This window comes from Acanthopleuribacter pedis, assembly GCF_017377855.1.
Classification (GTDB): Bacteria; Acidobacteriota; Holophagae; order Acanthopleuribacterales; family Acanthopleuribacteraceae; genus Acanthopleuribacter; species Acanthopleuribacter pedis.
Map to the genome: position 1 here is coordinate 51,961 of NZ_JAFREP010000042.1, position 18,652 is coordinate 70,612.

The following is an 18,652-nucleotide window of genomic DNA, read 5'->3' on the forward strand; positions in this document are numbered from 1 at the left end:
CGATTACCCCCAATCGAAACGCGAAGGTTCGACAATGGTCGTCACCCGTCTTGCATGGCTCCCCTTCTTCTGGACGTTTGTTTTTTACGCGCTCCCCAATGATCCCGGCTTCTTTGACTTGAGCCTCGAAGAACTGGCAAACATTCAGATTCAGGTTGCGGCCAAAAGGGAACAAACACAAAACCAGGCTCCTGCCATTGTTACGGTGATTACCGCGGAAGAGTTGGCGGCACTGCCGGTTCAAACCATCGAGGACGTCCTGCAGATGGTGGCGGGTTTTGAGCCGGCCCAACAAGCGCTGGGCGGCAACTTAAGCTTTACCGTGCGGGGCGTTAAGAGCCTGTCTTTTTCGGCAAACGGCATCAAATACCTGCTAGACGGCCATATGCTGACCTCGCTCACGGGTGCGCCGCTCCACTATTTCGATTATTTCCCCTTGGACCGCATCAAGCGGCTGGAAATCATTCGCGGTCCCGGTTCGGCCCTGTACGGTGGAAATGCCTTTTTCGGCGTCATTAACATCATCACCAAAGACGGGGAGCAACACCCTGTTTCCGCCGCCCTCACGGTTGGTGAATTCGCGACGGTCTCACCCAGTATCAACCTAACCGAAACCGTGGGTCACTGGGCTATTCAATGGGCGGCTTCCTATTACGAAACCGACGGTTACAAGGAACCCATTAACAACGATTTCGCACGTCTTCTTTTTGGGGAGGACGCAAGCGCGGTTCCCACACGGACCACCATCGATGCGGATTTTTTCCAAACCCATCTCAAGCTATCTCGTTCGTCTTTTTCCATCAATGTATTCCACAATCGACTCAATCGGAATGTACCGATCGGCATGATTGGTGCGGCCACGGACGAGAACCACATTGACGTGAACTACAGCTATGCCGAATTGGGTTATAAAAAAAAAATCCGAGAAGACCGCGTCACGCTCAGCACGGCGGTGTACTACAACCGTTACCAAATCGATCAAGCCTTGGAACTACTTTCCGAGGCTTCGACCCCATTCATTAACCCCAATCCAGACACACCTTTTCCAGAGGACGAGGGGGTGGTGGGTAAACCCATTGTGACCTATGCCGACACGGGTATCGAGTTCTCATTGGACGCCAAAATTTCGGACCGGTTTTCCCTGTTGGCGGGGCTTGCGTTAAACCAATCAAAAATATACGCGCCCCTTCACCGCGCCAACGCCAATGTCACCGGGGTGCCCCTCACCATAGACGGGACCCTTTACCTGCCCAACCAGTATTTGGGTGGCTTCCGCGACCTTCACACGCTCGGAGGCAACTGGATCTCCCCGGCAGACCGATTCAACCGTGCACTCTACACCCAAGCCATTTGGGACCTGCGTGCTCTTGTTCAGCGCGCTGCAAAAACACTCACCCTCACCACGGGCTTACGCTACGACGATTATGACGACGTGGGAAGCGCCGCCAGTCCCAGGATCGGTCTGGTTTACGGCGCTAAATCGGGCTTTTTCCTCAAACTACTCTACGGCGAAGCGTTTCGGGTTCCTACCTTTGACGAACTTTACCAGAAGAACAACCCAGCCATTATCGGCAACCCCGATCTGCAACCGGAGCAACTCACCACGTACGAGCTTCAAATCGGTTACCAGGCCTCGCGCCGGTTCGAGGTCGGGCTCACCCTGTTCGAGATCGATCTCAAGGACAACATCCAGGTCATCAACACCCTACACACCAACGCGGACCAAATCGACAGTCACGGCATGGAAGTGGAAGGTCGCTGGATGCCAACCACCAAAACCTCGGTACGCGGCAATCTATCGTTCAACGATGTCACCCGGAAGCAGGATCAAAACGGCGAAATCATCACCTTTGCGCCCGGTTATACGGCCGATTTACTGGCCAATCTTAGTTTCCAGCACGAACTAAACCGGTCATTGCAATGGGCGTGCTCCGTTAACCACGTGGGTTCGCGCGGGCGTTCGGAACAAACCTATCTCGAAAACGGTACGCGTCTTCCCCTGGATGCCCGACCTGATACGCCGTCGCGGACGCTACTCAATACCGCGTTCACGGCCAGACTATCCCCTCAATTAGGCATAAAGCTCCAGGGATTCAATTTGCTCGACGAACATTGGCGTGACCCAGATCAGAGCGGCCGGCTCATTGATGACGTTCCACGCGCCGGTATTTCCTATCAAGTGCGTTTTCAGTACCGATATTAAAGCGCTGTTAATAAATCACGTGGGCGTATTTGAGCATCGAAGTCGTGAACCGCAGACGGTTGGCGGCGGCGTTGGCCGGGTTCAACTCATAAAGCACCTGATCCCCTTGGATGCGGAAATTCACCATGCCGGTAATGACCGGCGCCTCGGCGCCCTCGGTCACGATCAAGATCATTTTCCCCCTGGTTTTGGTGAGAATGGTGTTGATATTTGCTCGCTCGGAAACGCTGATAAACAACACCTGGCAGCGGGTAAAATCCAGGTCGGCGTGGTAGGACCCGAAGCGGTGAATGCGCAAGGTTTTTCCAAGATAACGGCTGTTCTCAACGGGTTCAAAGGCACCTTGAAAGGGATCGTCACCCACGATGCCGATGGTGAGTTCGGAAAGATCACCAAACTCGGACGGCCATTCCACATATTTCACAAAGCGATACAGCATGCTCGCCTTAATCTTGTAAGCGGTTTTGACAAATTCTTCTTGACTGGGATCTTGCGCCCAGCCATGAATCAGGCCCCCAAAAAGCATCAAACACAGCAAGGAACACCGCACGACGTTGCCGCGACGCCGACATCCTGATCTTGTTCGATTGGTTGCTTGTTTCATGATCTTGCCCGCGGGCGACTCCTTATCCAGCAGGTTCACACCATTTAGGCGGCGTCACCCTACCCTCCATTCAGGATTTATACCAACCGCCGCAACATGGAAAGCACCGGCTCATCCATACAGCGCCTGGCAACGGCATCGGCCAAGATCTGCCATTGATCCTCGCTGAGGGTGACCGGGGCGGGCTCCAACAACGCCACCTCGTGCGGTGACTTAAGCCGGGAGATCGGCCCCGTGTAGACATGGACTTGGTTGCGTCCGCCGCCTTTGGCTTGGTACAACGCGGTGTCGGCGGACGAGGTGAGGTATTCGGGTGATTGAGCGTCCATGGGTACCGAGGCAGCGACGCCAAAACTCATGGTGACCTGTTTTAGAGGCGAAAAACGATGGGACAGAGCCGCTGCTGCCACATCGCGGCACATGGATTCGGCGACCTTGCGGCCACTTTCTATGTCGGCGTTGGGTAGGATAACGACAAATTCCTCGCCACCGTAACGCGCCAGAATCTCGCCGGCGCGATGAATGGAGCCGGACAAAATTTCGGCTACCCTTTTGAGCGTTTCATCACCGGCGGTATGCCCGTAACCATCGTTGTACTTTTTGAAATAATCAATATCACCGATGATGATGCAAAGCGATGTTTCAGCGCGTAAAGCCCGACGCCATTCCAACCCCAAGGAAATGTCGAATTGACGGCGGTTGGCAATGCCGGTTAACGCATCGTGGGTGGACAGGGCCAAAAGGCGGTCTCGGCTAAATTTGAGGCTGAGTTGGGTGTGGATACGCGCTTTGACAATGGGCAATTGAAAGGGTTTTCCGATGTAATCCACGGCCCCGCAAGCAAGGCCCTTTTCCTCGTCACCAGAGTTGTTTTTGCCGGTCAAAAACATCACCGGTAGATGCTGCGTTCGTTCCTTGGCCTTGATATGCCGGCAAACCTCGTAACCGTCAATGCCGGGCATCTCGATATCGAGCAGGACCAAATCGGGCAAGTCGCCCTCCAACAGTTTTAGGGCATCGTCGCCGGAGGTCACCCCGCGCACGGTGTAGCGATCCCGCAGCGCGGCGCGCAACAATTTAAGGTTGGCGACCTGGTCGTCGACAATCAGAATGTCAGGGTGTTTCGCCGGCATCTCACTGCTCCCCTTTCAAGTGGTTTTCAATGGTGTCCATTAGTCTTTCGGCTTCGGCATAGGTCATGGCGTCCAGCAGCGGCTGAAGCGCGATGAATTGGTTTTTAAGGGCGCCGGCACCCAAGCCGGCGATGAGTTGGGCAAGACATTCGTCGCTGTCCATGTCACGTTTGGCGACGAGGTCCCGCATCCTGAGCCACAAAGCGTCAATTTCGTCCCGACCAAGACGGTGTTGCGGGGCCACATCCGCCCTCGGAAGCAGACCCGCCAAACCTTCGCGGACCTCGGGTAACTGCTTCAACGCGCTGTCCAGCGGACCCAAGTCGGCGGGACGGTCGGTCGCGAGCTCATCGTATAAAGAGACCAGCGCCCGATGGATGGTCCGCGCCCCCAAATTCCCCGCCAGACCTTTGAAGGCGTGGGCGATTTTGGCCGCTGAGAGGCGGTCGTCGGTCGCCAATGCCTTGCCCAAATCGCTCCGGTAATCCACGGCTTGTTCGCAAAAATCATAAAGCAGCCGAATTAACACCGGCTCATCTCCCCCAATGCGATTGAGGGCGTCGACCACATCAAAACCCGGCAGAGCGGCCGGTAACAGGTTGTGCGGGTTTTCGACCTCCGGCGCGGCCTTCACGGCGGCACCCGGCACAAAACGCCGGATCACATCATAAATCCGCTTGGGGCTAATGGGTTTGGTAATGTGGTCGTTCATGCCGACTTGAAAACATTTTTCCCGCTCACTTTCAAGGGCATGGGCGGTCATGGCGACGATCGGGAGGGCTTGATGGGCACTATTTGCGCGAATCAACCGGGTGGCCTCAAACCCATCCATCTCGGGCATTTGCAGGTCCATCAGCACCAAGTCGTAGGTCTTGTGCGCCACGGCGGCAACAGCCTTCTGTCCATTGTCGACAAAGTCCAAATGAATCTCGGTCCCCGCCAACAAACCCCGCAGGACCACGCGGTTGACTTCGATATCCTCCGCCACCAGAATGACGGCCGGCCCCCGTGGTTTCTCCCTCGTGGGTTTCCACAGGTGTTCCTCCTCGGCCGGGTGCACGTCAGCCATGTGTTCCGTGCCGGCGTCAAAAGCCCGAAACGGCAAGGTGAACCAAAAGGTGCTGCCGTGCCCGGGAACACTGTCAAGTCCGATTTCTCCGCCCATTAAGGCAATGAATTGTTTGCAAATTGCCAACCCAAGTCCGGTACCGCCGAACTGGCGGTTAATCGAATCATCGGCTTGGGAAAACGCCTCAAACACATCTCCCGACTTGGCGGAATCAATGCCGATACCGGTATCGCGAACGACAAATTTGGCGGTCAGTTCTCGATCATCCTGTTTTTCCAGGGAGACCCTCACGCTGATGGAACCAACCAGGGTGAATTTAAGCGCGTTGTTGATCAGGTTGATCAAGACCTGGTTGAGCCGCAGGGGATCCCCAATCACAATCGGCGGCAGTTGCGGGTCGATCATCCACGCCAGGGCGATCCCTTTGGCAGCGGCTTTTTGGCTAAAAATGTCGTGAATGTTGTTGAGTTCTTCGCCAAGGTTAAAGGCAATCGCGTCAATCTTGAACTTGCCTGCTTCCACCTTGGAGTAATCGAGAATATCGTTAATCAGCCCCAGCAATACCTTGGAGGCATTGAGGATCTGGGAAAGAAATTGTCGGCCTTCATTCGTGGGCTCTTTTTGAAGCGCCAAATTGGACAAGCCGATGATCGCATTGAGCGGTGTGCGAATTTCGTGGCTCATGTTGGCCAAAAATTTACTTTTGGCCTCGTCGGCGGCTTGAGCCGCCTCCACATCGATTTTTAATTTTTCGGCGCGTAACAGCAGTGAAATGTCACGCAAGGTGCCCTCAAAATACAACAATCGACCGTCCTCACCGCGGACTGGGTGGGCATTGATGGCGACATCCATCACCGAGCGGTCTTTGCGGTACACCCGGGTTTGAAAGTTAAGCACACTGGCGTTTTCTTCAATAAGCCGCGTGAACTGAATCCGGTCGTCTTGATTGACGTAGAGTTCGGCGGAAACATCGGTCACGCCGTCGACCATATCTTGGGGCGAATCAAAGCCGAATAGGTTGGCCATGGCGGGATTGACCTTGATGAAGCGACCTTGGTGCGTCGATTGGAAAATGCCCTCGGTGGAGCGTTCGAAGATTTTTCGGTAACCGGCCTCGGATTGCCGAATTTGGTCATTGCTCTGTTCGATTTGATCCAACATGTAATTAAAACTTTTAATCAGTGTACTTACTTCGCCACCACGTTTGGCCACGGGACGCAGGGTAAAATTACCCGACTGGGAAATCTCGCGGGCAATGCGCGCCAAGTTCATTATGGGTTCGGAAACGGTACGCTGTAATCGATAAGAAAGAAATAAAGCAAGTACGGTTGAGAAAACCATTACACCCAGAATGAGGAAGATGTTTTTAAACGAGAGTTCATGAATGGCGGTGAGCTCTACCTGCAACAAGATGGTGCCAATGTGTTCCTCGTGAGAAAGAATCGGTTGATAAATCCAATAATAACGTTCCGTATAAAAGGCACCGGCTGTTTGGAGCGGCGGAAGGTCGGCAGGTTGCGCCGCCGTATCGCGATGATAAGCGGCGAAAACGTCGCCGTTTGGTCGATAGGCGACGGCCAAGGCGACCTGAGGCTCGGCACGTAAATGGGCCAGGGTTTCTAACGCATCACGTGGCTGGTCGAAGTCAAAGGCGGCTTCACACATGGAGCCGGCGACCTGCGCCAAAACAGCGGAGTGGTTCTCCAATGATGTTTTGAAATAATTATTCCAGGCAAAAAAGACAATCAAACAGGCCAGCGTTAACGAGCTAACACTCGTCGCCATGATAATCAGCATCAAACGCTGATTAAGGGTCATATCAGTGGATCGCGCCATAGGGAAATCCAGGATGCACCCGACTCAGGCGGCGGGTCTTTTGTAAGCGGCGGAGGATTGGCAAAGAATACCACAGGACCTCCCGCATCCCAACCGCAACAACAGACCCACACCACGACGGGAGCACCGGTTTTCAAGCAGTATTTTACTTTTCCCATCAGACACACTTAACGGGGCTTCATTCGCCGTGGCTTCATTTAGGACGAATCCTGTACTCTTCCCCGCTCACGAATCCAACCGATTCAAGCAAACTGCCACCTACTAAGGGGTTTCCAGCATGCGCTCGTAAAGACGACGGCGGAAAAAAGAAAGCGATTCCGGGGTCAGGGTCACACTGGAAACCACCCCCAAGACCAAGGGCTCCGGCTCCAATGGGAGGACCACCGCCGCGGGCCACCAATCGCCACTTTGCCACAGCAACATATCGGGGCTGTGCCCGCCCTCGCGCACCCGGCTCAGCAAACCCAAGGCTTCAATCATATGACAGGCCAGCGATTCCATATCCCAATCACCGGTTTCGCCACGGTCGGCAACAACCAAACCGCGTTGGTCCACCAACATCACCCTGGCCATGCCCTCGGTACTGAGCAGCCAATCGAGTAATCCATTGATCACATCCTGCCGATACACGCCGGGATCGTTTACATCGAGGTTGGGCATCCCACCGGTCGGCAGCGCAACGGCGTTGCGCACGGGCTCCTTATTCATAAGCACGGCGGTGTTTTTGCGGGTTTGTAAATTGGCAACCAGACGGCGTGCCTTGTCGCGATCATACGAGCTGTCGAATTTCATGGGTTTCTCCCTTGGTCACCATGCTCTGCAAACATTCCTCGGCCAATTGACGAAAACGCCGCGCCTCGGCGGTTGCGCCCCGCGCCGACACGGGCAGGCCTTCTTCCTGGGCGGCGGCAAACCGGGTACTGAACGGGATCACCGTATCCAGCACCATCGGGATGTCGCGCCACAAATCGGCGGCGACCCGCAAATCCTCAGCCCGTTCGCGCAAAAACATATTCAGCACGAATCCGAGGAATTGCAGGTTGGGGTTTTCCTCATTTTGAATGAAGTCAAGCGTTTCCATGAGTTGGTTCATGGAACGCAGGTTGAGTTGATCGGGACGAAACGGCGTCAGCGCATGGGTGGCCACGCGCAACACGGCGCGCGTGATCATGCCCATCCCGGCGGGGGTATCGAAGAGAACAAGCCCATCGCCAAGCGCTTCATGATTGGCCAGCTTCTGAAGAACGCCCTCGCGGTACAAGGCCCACTCGAAAGCGGGCACGGCCTTGGCGGCCATCCGCCCCTTGGGCAACAACCGTAAATTGGGATGGTTGGTGGACAACAACAGCGAGGGTAACGCGTCTGGATTTTTGATCAATTGGGCCAAACCGACATACTCGGATTCGCCCTTAGCCAAATTAAGGTTCACCGCGGACTGAGGATCGGTATCGACCAGCACGGTCGGGTATCCCATTTGGGCGAAGGTAAAGGCCAAGTTCAGGGCTAAGGTGGACTTCCCCACCCCACCTTTTTGACTGGTAATCGCAAGCCGGACACTCATGGCTTCTCCTTTTTCGTGGCGGGTTTCAGCCCGCTTGTTGCTCGATCAAAACACCGAGCCGTTCCAAATTGGCGCGGACCAGGCCGTTGTTGGGTTGCATCTTGGCGGCGGCGGCAAAGGCCTTATGGGCCACGACATAATCGCGATCCAACATCGCTTCGACACCGCATTCGTAACAGCGATCAAAATCGCCGGCGTCGGCCAACGCGGGTTCGGCGGGCGTTTCAGCGTCGCGACCGGCCTCGTCAAAGGCACGCAAGGCGTCGAGCAGCAACCCGTCCAAGGTGCCGATCAAGGTTTGCGGCCCGGCGGTGCCGACATCCTGCTGGCTGCAAATCACGGGCACTTCCTGTTTGTGGGTTTCCCAGTTGGCCACGATCCGATTAAAGGCGGGGGTCCCCTGCCCCGCGGTGTCTTCCGCGTGCCAGGGTTGGCCTTCGAGGATGACAATCGCACCGTAGTCACCGCAGCTAATGCGGACGGAATGCCGCCCCATGGCCGCGATTTGCAGGTAATCGGACAGGTCGAACTGGAACTCGCCCGATTCGTCGGGTCGCCGCAACTTCTGTTCGGCGAGATCGCGCAGTTTTTTGAGGGACACGGGCTTTTCAAGCACGGTGATGTTGCCGGAGTTGGGGATGGCGTGGCGGTGGTCGGCGCTGTAGGCGGAAATGAACACCAGCGGCGCGGCGGTGCCGAGCTGTTGCATTTCTTTAATAAGCCCCAAGCCGGAACCGTCGGGCAGACGAATATCCGAGAAAACGAGATCGGGTGGATGATCGCGCAAGCCCTGACAGGCGGCCTTCAGGGTGCTGTACCCGTAAACGCGCACATCCGCCATGCCGCGCAAGTAACGCGTCATGGAGTCGAGCAAAAAGAACTCGTCCTCCAACACCAAAATGCGTCTCATAGCGATGCCGCCGCTTCTTCGTAGAGCACGTCGAGGAGATCAATCCCGCAGGCGAGGTTTTCCGCCCAATCCATGAACTGGTTCACCATCTCGGGACCGCGGAAGGCCGCGCCGTGTTGGGGCGCGATGGTGTCGATATCGAGGCGTCGCGCCATGCGCGCCCACGTGCGCATGGCTTTGTTACAGGCCATGTAGCGCTGATGAAAGGGTTCCATGTAGGCGCGGTGGCTTTCGAAATCGTCGACAAAGGCGTAATCAATGCCCATGGATGCACCGAGATCACCGGTGTACAGAATGCGGGAAACGGGATCGTAAAGGTGGAAGTTACCCGCGGAATGGAGGAAATGGGCGGGCAACAGGTGGAGCTTGTTGCGACCCAGTTCCAAGACCATCCCTTCGTCGGGGACGGCGTGGAGACGGTGCTGTAGGTACTTGTCGAGGCCGAAGTGGGGCACGAAGCGCACCCACAATTTGGAGCAGTAGGCCTCGGCATCGGAGGCGAGCAGCCAGCCGTTGATGGCGGCGACGATGTCGGGATCTTGGTGGGATAAGAACAGGTATTTCAAGTCGGCGGCGCGGATCAAACCGGTCACCTGGGCCAAGGTGGGTTTAAACGCCTTGTGCCCACCGGGGTCGAGCAACAGCGCCAAGCCGTCGTCAATAATCATGTGTTGGTTAGCCTGAACCGCCAAACCGTGGCCGAAATCCTCGAGCCAAATGTTGCGGTGGCCGTCCTGCTCAAATAAAACTTCCATGCTTGTGTTTCTCCAATCTTCGCGATGCGTCAATCCGTGGAACTGGGTTACAAGATGCGTTTGAGTTGTTCGGCGGCGCGGTTCATGTCGAGGAAAATCAGCCCCAACTTGGCGCGGCCGTTGGTCAAGGCCACCAAAACGGTGCCTTCCGAGGCATTCATCGCGATCACATAACCGTCGCGACCTTTGACGAACACCTGTTCTAGGTCGCCGCGTTCGAGTTCTTGGGCGGTGCGGGTGCCCAAACTGAGCAAGGTCGAGGTCATGCCGGCGACACGCCCGTCGTCAAACTTAGCGGGGAAGGCGGAGGCAATCATCAGCCCGTCCTCACTCACGACGGCACAGCCCTCGACATCCGGGGTTCCGCCCTGCATGTAACGCAAAATTTCGTTGATCTGTTCAATGCGGCTCATGTGCCAAACTCCTTTGCTTCCCCGCGCGGCGCCCTTGGTGTTTCACCGTCGCGGATGTGGTCCTCTACCCGTGGTTGCCGATGGCCGGTACGGGTCGGCAACGGCTTAATCGCGGCCGGCCGCTCGCGGTCGTTCGTGATGTCCTTCCAGCGGGATCGCGGCACGTACGGCGGTCCCTTCGCCAGGCGCCGATTGAATGGTGAGCCTGCCGTTGTGGGCGGCCAAGGCGGCGCGACACATGGCCATGCCGATCCCGCTCCCCATGGATTTGGTGGTGTAGAAAAGGTCGGTGCATTGGCTGACCGTTTCGGCATCCATACCGATCCCGGTATCGCGAACTTCGAAGCTGAAGCAGCCGGCGTCGTCGAGGCCGGCTTGCACGCGAATCTGGTCGCCGGGTTGACAGGCCTGCTTGGCGTTGTTGAGAAGGTTAAACAACATGCCGCGAATGCCGCCGGTCTCAAGTGGAAGGGGGGGCAAGGGATCGAGGTCCACCACCAAATCGACACCCAAGCGCTCGAGCAGCGGCCGGAAAACGGCACAGGTTTCGAGGAGCGCCATGCCGATATCCTGAACTTCGTTGTGGGTGAGTTTTTGCGAGACGCTGCCGATGCCGTCAAAGGCGAGTTTCATGCGTTGCGATTCGTGGTAAATGCCGGCCAAAAGCTCGCGCTGGTCCTCGGGTAAATCGTCTTCCAAAACCAGTTCACACATGGCCATCACCGAGGCCAGCGGGTTTTTTAATTCGTGTAAAAAGGTAGGCAACACCTCGTTGACGGTGGCCATTTCCAGCAAACGGGTTTGGTGTTTGCTCACCGTTTGTTCCTCGTCCAGTCGATGCAAGTAGAGATGCCAGGCCCAGGGATGGGGTTCCGTCGCGGGACGAAAGCGAAACACCAGGGTGAAGGCGTCAAAGTCGCGGCACAGGGAAAAGGGTTTGTCGGCCGTGTGCGCCTCGGCGGGAATCGGTAAAAAACGGGTTTCAAAGGAGGCGCCGACCAGGGGCTGATCGCCGTCAAAAAAAGATTCACCCAGACCGGCGGTTTTTTGAATGATGAAATGCCGGTCCAGCCACATTTGGGGAACATGCGCGACGGGTTCTAGCTGAAAAGCGGTGGCTTCCACGTCGGGCTCCTTTCTCTGGTGATTCTAAACAGGGCCGGGTGATGGATTTCACAACGGTTGCTGTTCTTGTTGCAGGGATAGCAACCATCGTGCCTAGTCGAAAAACGACCCTATCGCCCGGCTTTCAACCAAGAACAGGGTGATATCCCACGGTAAAGACCGGTCCATTGCGAAAATTTGCGCATGAAGGTGTGGATGGATACGCCGCTTGAGGCTGCTGGTTCATTTCTGCTCATACCGACGAGGCATTGGGGATGGGTTTGGGACGATGAGGCAATTGCCTCGGTTTGATCCTCATGACCGTGAAAAAAGTGTTGCTATCTATGTGATTCTCTCTACAGAGGTAATGCCCAACAGATAACTTTTACCTTTATATTTAATTCATTCTTTTTTCCGTGGTCACTCGGTTAGACTGTCACTAGAAACAATTTCACAAGGTAGCGATTTCATGTGTTGCAAGCTTATTCACGCCGGTTTTATTGGCTTATTGCTTTTCTTTTACGGGCTCATTCCGTCGGCAACGGCTTGTGATCGCGAAGGCTGTGATCAGTTAAGTGCCGGCCAATTGCGGGCGGAACTGGCGCGTTGGGGTTCCGACAGCCGGGATTGCAACGGCGATGAATCCGCCGATATCGTCGATTTGGTCTGTTTGCTGAACCAGACACCGAATCTGACCCCACCCGATGTCGCCATGCTTGAGGACCGCCTTTTGACGGTTGGCGAAACCCTTGCCTTTACCGTGGATGCCGAGGATTTCGACGGGGATTCGCTTTCTTTTTTCGCGCCGGCCCTACCCGCCAACGCCGCTTTTGATTCATCCTCCGGCTTGTTCTCCTTTGCGCCCGATGAAACCCAGGCGGGCACCTACCGTTTCGTATTGTTCGTGGATGACGGTTTGTTTCGGATACGGCGCGACATGGCGGTTACGGTTCGCAACGAAACCCTGTGCAACGACGCGGGGTTTTTGACGGTTTCCCCCGCTCACGGTGACCGCGGTGTGGCGGTCACCCGCGAAACCATTTTGCGGTTCCCGCAACCCCTGGCGCCGGCGGTTTCCCCCGACGATCTCGCCATTTCGGTTCAGGTCGGCGATTCATCGCGCCCCTTCACCCGGCGTTTGGCCAAAAACCGGCGTACCCTCACCTTGTTTTATGCGGCGCCGCTGCCCGAGCGGGCAAGGGTCCAACTGGATTTGACTGCGGACGCCTTTGTTCTGGAAAACGGTTGTTTGCTGGATGCGGACGGCGACGGTTTGCCCGGCGGCACGGCACGAATCTCGTTTGACACGCTCTCCCTTGCGGTGGTGGAGGGAACGGCGGTGTGCGGGCGTGTGTTCGCCTCACGGCCGGCCGACGCCGGCGTTAACGAACCGCTCGAAGGGGTCACCATCACGGTCGACGGCTTAGAAAATCAGTTATTTGCGCGCACCGACGCCAACGGCGATTTTCGCTTGGAACCTGCGCCGGCCGGTGAATTTTTTGTGCATATCGACGGGCGTACCGCGGTCAACCCGGCCGAGGGCGGGTACTACCCTTTTGTCGGCAAAACCTGGACCGCGATCCCCTTGGAAGAAACCAACATCGGCGAAGTCTACCTACCCCTGATCGCGGCCGATACCCTGCAGCCCGTCAGCGAAACCAGCACGACGGTGGTCAACTTCCCCGCGGCCGTTTTGGCGGAAAACCCCGAATGGGAAGGCGTGCGCCTGCTGGTACCGCCCGGCGCCCTTTTCGCCGACGACGGCAGCCAGGGCGGCCAGGTGGGTATCGCGCCCGTTGATCCTGATCGCATTCCCGGTGCCTTACCCGACGGCTTGGATTTTGGGTTGGTGGTGACGGTTCAAACCGACGGCGCCACCAATTTCGATGAGCCCGCCGCGATCTGTTTGCCGAACCTACCCGATTCCAACAGCGGTCAACGACTGCCGCCGGGCGCGAAAACCGCGCTCTGGAGTTTTAACCACGACCGCGGACGCTGGGAAATCGTGGGTTCCATGACGGTGAGCGCCGACGGCTTGCTGGTGTGCACGGACGAAGGTGTCGGTATTCGCGCGCCGGGCTGGCACGGGGTCAATCCCGCCAGTCAAGGCGGCGGCGGCGCACCGGACGCGCCCGAGGCCCCGCCCTACGAAAAAGGCACCGGCTCAAGTCCACCCGCGCAACCCAACAACCGGCCGTCGAATCCCGATTGCGACAAGAACCCGAACCAACCGAACAGCGGCGACAACCCCACCGATCCGGTGTATCTGTTTTCCGGCGAGTACTATGAAGAAATTGAGGATTGGCGCATTCCCGGTCGCGGCCTGGACTTTGTTTGGTCGCGCAAGTACCGCTCGCAGCGGGGTCCCAACACGGCTCAAGGCAACGGCTGGGATTTTTCCTACCATGTATTTCTCGAACAAAGCGGGTCCGCGCTGCTGATGTGCGACGGCAATTCCCGCCGAGATCGCTACTTCCCACTCCCCGGCCGCCCCAACACCTGGGGTCGCCGCGAATTCTTCCGCACCCTGCAGTACGACCCGGAAACGGACCAATACACCTTGACCTTTGAGGATCGGGGCCGCTGGGTGTTTTTTGGCTTCGCCGCGGGCGCAGCCTCGGGCAAGCTCGCCTTTTCTATTGATCGAAACGGCAATCAGCTTGCCTTTTCATACGACGGCAGCGGCCGGCTAACACGGGTTACCGACACGCTCGACCGCATCATCACCCTCAGCTACAACCCTCGCGGCCTGATTGAAGCCGTGACCGATTTTGCCGGCCGCGCCCTGCGGTTCGCCTATTACGACGGTGTCGAACCCGGCGGGAACGCGGGTGATCTCAAGTCGGTCACCACGCCGGCGGTGGTGGGCACCCCCAACGGCAATGATTTCCCCGCGGGGAAAACCACGGTTTACACCTACGCAACGGGGTTCGCGGACGAACGGCTCAACCACAACCTGCTTACGGTCACGGACGGAAAAGGCCAAACCTGGCTGGTCAACGAATACAGCAGCGAAACCAATCCGCGCCATTTTCTGTTTGATCGCGTGGTGCGGCAACGCTGGGGCGACCGCGACGACATCATCGATCTCAGTTATGTCCCGCTGACGGCCTCGCCGGAAAACGACGGGGCGGTGGTGAAAACCATCGTCAACGACCGCGTCGGCAACGTGAAAGAATATTTTTATGATTTGGGCAACCGCTGCGTGCGCCATCGCGATTACACGGGCCGCGCGGTGCCAAACCTACCCACCACCGAGACGGAGAACCGGCCGGCGGGTAAATTGCGTCCCGGCGATCCCGCCTTTTTTGAAACGCGGCTGGAATGGACCGACGATTCGTTGCTCAAGCGACGAACCTTTCCCAACGGCAACATCACCGAATACGTTTATGAAAGCGACCTCAACCCGGCGGCGCCGGTGCGATCGCGCGCCAACCTGCGCATCATCCGCCGTTTGCCGGGCAGCCACACGCCGCCCGGCGATCAGGCGGTGATTGAGGAACACTTCACCTACAGCGATGCATTCGGCTGCGGCACCTGCTTCAACTTTGTGACCCACCACGTGGACGGACGCGGCAATGAAACGGTTCATCAGTACGACAGCGCCGGCAACCGCACGCGCACCACCCATCGCCTCGGCACCATTGTGGAAGATTTTGATTACAACGCCTTCGGTCAACTGACCGAGCACCATCACCCCGACAACGGCAACGGGTCGCGTCGCCGCGATGTTTTTCGCTACCACGAAAGCGGGCATCAACGGGGTTATTTACACGAGCACGTGGTGGATGCGGATGGAACGGCGCTGACGACGGCCTATGAATACGATACGGTCGGCAATGTAGTTCGCGAAGTCGATCCGCGCGGATTTGACACCCACTACGTGGTCAACCAGCGCGACCAAGTGGTGCGGCGTTTGTCGCGCCCGATTGCACCCGGTTCAGAGGTGCGTTATGAGATTGATTATTTTTATGACGCCAACGACAACCTGGTTCAAGTCGACGTGGCCAACCGCGACGAAACAGGTTCCCCGGCTGAAAATGCGCGGCTCACCCAAACCACCACCTACGACATCCTCAACATGCCGCTGGTGACCACCCGTGAGGTTGATGCAACCCGCAACCTTGTGACCGAAAAACGCTACGACCGCAACCGCAACCTGGTGTTGACCCGCAACGGCGAGGCAACCAACGGCAACCAGCCGGGCAATGAAGTGCGCTATGAATACGACGAACGCGACCTGTTGTTTCGTGAGGTTCGCGCGCCGCAACGCACGGTTCAAGCCACCACCCAAACGGATTACGACGGCAACGGCAACCCGGTGGTGCGCCGCGTGGGTTTGGAGGCGCCCACCCCGCGGGTCACGGTCTTTGCCTACGACGGCTTTAATCGTCTGGTGACCGCCACCGACGCCATGGGCAACGTGCGGCGTTTGTTTTACGACGCCAACGGCAACCCGACCCGAGCCGTGACCGAGGGCGAACTAGAAGACGGGGTCGGCGACACCAACAACCTGCGCTTGGCCGAGGAAACGCTGAACTACGATGCGATGGATCGGTTGGAACGTCGTGAACGCGCCTTCTTCGACGCGGCCACCCAAGCCCCGCTTAGCGACGGTATCCAAACCCAGGCCTGGCGGTACAGCGACGTTTCGCAATTGCTGCATTTCACCGACGACAACCAAAGGGTGACCGCGTTTCAGTACGACAGCGCCAACCGCCCTGACTTTAAGACCGACGCCGCGGGGAACACCCTTGATTATCGCTACGATGCGAACAGCAACGTGGTCACCGTGGTAGAAAGCGAGGTTTCGGATCTGGACAACCCGGCCCAAAGTTTCACGACCCACATCAGCTACGATCCCCTGGACCGTCCAGCGACCATCACCGACTCCGCCGGGAATCTCACCCGTACCTTTTACGATTCCCGCCACAACACCGTGCGTTCGGTGGACCCCTTGGGCAACCAACGGCATTACCGCTACGACGGGTTGAATCGCTTGGTGCGGGAAGAATGGGTGCTGACCGAGGACGGCACCGGCAACAGCGAGGAGGTCGGCCGTATTGTACTGGAACAGGTTTGGGACGACAGCTCGCGCCTGGTGCAGCGCATCGACGGCAACGGCAACATCACCGAATCCCGGTTCGATGCCTTGGACCGCGAAACCACGACGCGCTTCGCCGACCTGACGGAAACCGGGCGGCGGTACGATGTCTTTGGCAATGTCGTCAACGAAACCGATGCGGTCGGCAACAGCGTGACCTACCGTTATGATCGCCTCAACCGGGTAACCGCGGCCGATGTAGTGGTGGGCGACGGGGCCGTGGCCGACACCACCTTCGAGCGCTTCCGTTACGACGGGTTAGGCCGCGTGATTCGGGCGGAGGACGACGACGCGCTGGTGACCTTCACCTATGACAGCCTCTCCAACCGCACCAGCGAAACGCTGAACGGGCAAACGACCCAAGCGGAACACGACGGCGAGGGCAACATGGTGCGTTGCGTGTATCCCGGCGGGCGGATTATTGAAACCGATTACGACAGCCTGAATCGCAAAGCGACCATCCGCGACAGCCAGGGAACCCTTGCCGATTACCATTATTTCGGTCCCAACCGGGTGGAACGCCGCGACCTGGGCAACGGAACCCGCCTGGATGTGGGTTACAACGGAATCGACGGGATCGCCAATGTGCCCGGCGATTTCGGCGCCAAACAAATCGTGCGCACCACCCACGCACGCATCAGCGACAGCAGCCTTCTCGACGACCGCGCTTATAGGTGGGACGGGCGCAACAACAAAAGGGGTCAGGTGGATTTGGTCAACGGTATTAACCAAAGCTATCAGTACGATTCGATCTACCGGCTGCAGCGCTCGCAAAGGACCCAAACCGGGATGGACGATGCGGTGGTGACCTATGCTTACGACGCCGTCGGCAACCGCACCTCCGTCAGCGGCGGCCCTGATCCCGGCGTTTACACCCGCGACGCAACCACCCCGGAACCGGCCGACGCCCAGCAAAACCAATACACGCAAACCCCGCTGGGGACGCACCAATACGACCGCAACGGCAACCTGATCCAAACCGTCGGCACGGACAACCTGACGCGCGTGTACGGCTACGATTACCGCAACCGGTTGGTGCGCTACAGCGACGCCACGCAAACCGCGCGCTACGGTTACGATCCCTTCGGCAGACGTTTTTCAAAAACGGTTGATACCGGCACCACGGGGATCACCTTTTTTGCTTACTCGGGTTGGCAAGTGGTTGAAGAACAAGACGTAACGCAAGAAACCTCCGCGACCTATGTGTACGGTAATTACATCGATGAAATCCTCAACATGAACCGAAACGGGCAACGATACTGGTATCATTCCGATGATTTGTATCATGTTCGAAGTATTAGCGATCATACTGGAATATTAACCGAGCGGTACAAATACCGTGATTTTGGTGAGGTCCTTATCTTAGATAACGCTGACCAAATATTAGCGGCTTCAATGGTTGGGAACCCTTACGACTTTACCGGGAGACGGTCAGATTCCTCAACCGGGCTTACCTACTACCGTAAGCGCTATTATCATCCCAAAACAGGACAGTTCACCAGTCGTGATCCGATCGGCCCTTGGGTCGACAGGGCCAACCTAGGTCATGCTCGCAGCTATCTCCACAACAACCCATTAAACGGCCTTGACCCAACTGGAGAATATAAAGTTCAAATGGGCGTGGTCGGGGCGATTGGCGCAGCATTTCAGGCGGTGGTCGGTGCTGTAAGCGGAGCTATTTATAACGTGGGGTACTCTCCTTACAAAGAAGGAATCCCCTATGGACCCTCCGTAAGAGAAACCTATGGCGATGCGTATTGGCAACTTTTGGGTAACTATGGCGGTCCAAAAATCGTGAAGCTTGATACGGTCAGTAAATGGTTTGAAGACTCCTTGGGTGATACTCGTTGGTTGCGCTGCATGAGACGATGTTTAAGAGATTCTTTTGATTCATGTAATGGCGAATATACAGATGGCTTTTATGCACAACACGGCTTCTGCGCAACGTCCTGTCTTTAAT

General features: G+C 57.0%; 11 protein-coding genes. 2 read left to right on the forward strand and 9 right to left on the reverse strand.

Annotation, left to right across the window (positions count from 1 at the left end; genetic code table 11):
* The first annotated feature begins 34 nt into the window (after positions 1 to 34).
* Complete coding sequence (locus tag J3U88_RS30110) at positions 35 to 2,203, forward strand: TonB-dependent receptor plug domain-containing protein (protein ID WP_207862735.1); 2,169 nt, start codon at positions 35 to 37, stop codon at positions 2,201 to 2,203.
* Between the two features lie 7 nt (positions 2,204 to 2,210).
* Here J3U88_RS30110 and J3U88_RS30115 read toward each other — a convergent pair whose 3' ends face one another.
* From J3U88_RS30115 to J3U88_RS34500, 9 genes are all read right to left on the reverse strand, one after another.
* Entirely contained in the window at positions 2,211 to 2,807 is a 597-nt protein-coding gene (locus J3U88_RS30115) for a YfiR family protein (RefSeq protein WP_207862736.1), read from the reverse strand.
* 77 nt (positions 2,808 to 2,884) lie between these two features.
* Complete coding sequence (locus J3U88_RS30120; RefSeq protein WP_207862737.1) at positions 2,885 to 3,940, reverse strand: diguanylate cyclase; 1,056 nt, start codon at positions 3,938 to 3,940, stop codon at positions 2,885 to 2,887.
* Between the two features lies 1 nt (position 3,941).
* Positions 3,942 to 6,845, reverse strand: coding sequence for an ATP-binding protein (locus J3U88_RS30125; protein ID WP_207862738.1), 2,904 nt, complete (start codon positions 6,843 to 6,845; stop codon positions 3,942 to 3,944).
* 261 nt (positions 6,846 to 7,106) lie between these two features.
* Positions 7,107 to 7,637 (reverse strand): hypothetical protein, encoded by a 531-nt coding sequence (locus tag J3U88_RS30130; protein ID WP_207862739.1) that lies wholly within the window; start codon positions 7,635 to 7,637, stop codon positions 7,107 to 7,109.
* Positions 7,615 to 8,406 carry a ParA family protein gene (locus J3U88_RS30135; RefSeq protein WP_207862740.1) on the reverse strand — a complete coding sequence of 264 codons (792 nt, stop codon included), beginning with the start codon at positions 8,404 to 8,406 and terminating at the stop codon, positions 7,615 to 7,617. The genes J3U88_RS30130 and J3U88_RS30135 overlap by 23 nt, the downstream gene beginning before the upstream one ends.
* A 25-nt stretch (positions 8,407 to 8,431) precedes the next feature.
* Positions 8,432 to 9,316: a response regulator gene (locus J3U88_RS30140; RefSeq protein ID WP_207862741.1), complete on the reverse strand. Its 885-nt coding sequence runs from the start codon at positions 9,314 to 9,316 to the stop codon at positions 8,432 to 8,434.
* Positions 9,313 to 10,071, reverse strand: coding sequence for an oxygen-binding di-iron domain-containing protein (locus J3U88_RS30145; RefSeq protein WP_207862742.1), 759 nt, complete (start codon positions 10,069 to 10,071; stop codon positions 9,313 to 9,315). Before J3U88_RS30145 ends, J3U88_RS30140 begins: the two co-directional genes overlap by 4 nt.
* A 47-nt stretch (positions 10,072 to 10,118) precedes the next feature.
* Positions 10,119 to 10,484: a roadblock/LC7 domain-containing protein gene (locus J3U88_RS30150; protein WP_243436232.1), complete on the reverse strand. Its 366-nt coding sequence runs from the start codon at positions 10,482 to 10,484 to the stop codon at positions 10,119 to 10,121.
* Between the two features lie 105 nt (positions 10,485 to 10,589).
* Positions 10,590 to 11,609: an ATP-binding protein gene (locus tag J3U88_RS34500; protein ID WP_207862743.1), complete on the reverse strand. Its 1,020-nt coding sequence runs from the start codon at positions 11,607 to 11,609 to the stop codon at positions 10,590 to 10,592.
* Between the two features lie 448 nt (positions 11,610 to 12,057).
* On the opposite strand from J3U88_RS34500, the gene J3U88_RS30160 reads away from it, so the two are divergent.
* Positions 12,058 to 18,651, forward strand: coding sequence for an RHS repeat-associated core domain-containing protein (locus J3U88_RS30160; RefSeq protein ID WP_207862744.1), 6,594 nt, complete (start codon positions 12,058 to 12,060; stop codon positions 18,649 to 18,651).
* Position 18,652 lies beyond the last annotated feature (1 nt).

Coding starts and splice junctions, on each gene's coding strand:
- J3U88_RS30110 (WP_207862735.1), top strand. CDS start 35: ATGGTCGTCACCCGTCTTGCATGGCTCCCCTTCTTCTGGACGTTTGTT.
- J3U88_RS30115 (WP_207862736.1), bottom strand. CDS start 2,807: ATGAAACAAGCAACCAATCGAACAAGATCAGGATGTCGGCGTCGCGGC.
- J3U88_RS30120 (WP_207862737.1), bottom strand. CDS start 3,940: ATGCCGGCGAAACACCCTGACATTCTGATTGTCGACGACCAGGTCGCC.
- J3U88_RS30130 (WP_207862739.1), bottom strand. CDS start 7,637: ATGAAATTCGACAGCTCGTATGATCGCGACAAGGCACGCCGTCTGGTT.
- J3U88_RS30150 (WP_243436232.1), bottom strand. CDS start 10,484: ATGAGCCGCATTGAACAGATCAACGAAATTTTGCGTTACATGCAGGGC.
- J3U88_RS30140 (WP_207862741.1), bottom strand. CDS start 9,316: ATGAGACGCATTTTGGTGTTGGAGGACGAGTTCTTTTTGCTCGACTCC.
- J3U88_RS30125 (WP_207862738.1), bottom strand. CDS start 6,845: ATGGCGCGATCCACTGATATGACCCTTAATCAGCGTTTGATGCTGATT.
- J3U88_RS30145 (WP_207862742.1), bottom strand. CDS start 10,071: ATGGAAGTTTTATTTGAGCAGGACGGCCACCGCAACATTTGGCTCGAG.
- J3U88_RS30160 (WP_207862744.1), top strand. CDS start 12,058: ATGTGTTGCAAGCTTATTCACGCCGGTTTTATTGGCTTATTGCTTTTC.
- J3U88_RS30135 (WP_207862740.1), bottom strand. CDS start 8,406: ATGAGTGTCCGGCTTGCGATTACCAGTCAAAAAGGTGGGGTGGGGAAG.